Annotated in this window: 1 protein-coding gene; it reads right to left on the bottom strand. The window is 63.2% G+C overall.

Annotated features, from left to right (window positions below; translation table 11 throughout):
• Positions 1–172: 172 nt before the first annotated feature.
• A partial coding sequence (locus I6F36_RS39200; RefSeq protein ID WP_249789162.1) for a RidA family protein occupies positions 173–405 on the bottom strand: 233 nt, incomplete at its 5' end.

A 405-nucleotide genomic window follows, 5' to 3' on the forward strand; every position in this document is an offset into this window, starting at 1 on the left:
CTTGATGGTCTTGGCGATCAGCAAGGCCTGCTCCTTGTTGAACGCAAAATCCTGCACGCCTTTGTGCGTCGTCAGCGACAGCACCATGATATCGGGCTGATGTTCGGGCCAGCCCGTGGCGAAGCCAGTCACGAAATCCGCCGCCGTCTTGCGGTTTGCCATTCGCGCCACCCTATGTCGCGTGAACGAAGGCGGTGACTTCGATCTCGACCTTGGCGCGTTGATCGACCAGGCCGTCGATGTAAAGCAGGGTGGACGGCGGGAAATTGCGCCCTAGCGTCTCCTTCCAGGCCGCGCCGATCCCGGCGCCTGCAGCCTCGTATTCGGCGCGGCTGGTCAGGTACCAGGTCAGGCGGACGATGTGCTCGGGGCCGGCGCCGGCTTCGCTCAGGAGCTTGATGATCC

The sequence above is a fragment of the Bradyrhizobium sp. BRP19 genome, from assembly GCF_020194195.1.
GTDB classification, from domain to species: Bacteria; Pseudomonadota; Alphaproteobacteria; order Rhizobiales; family Xanthobacteraceae; genus Bradyrhizobium; species Bradyrhizobium yuanmingense.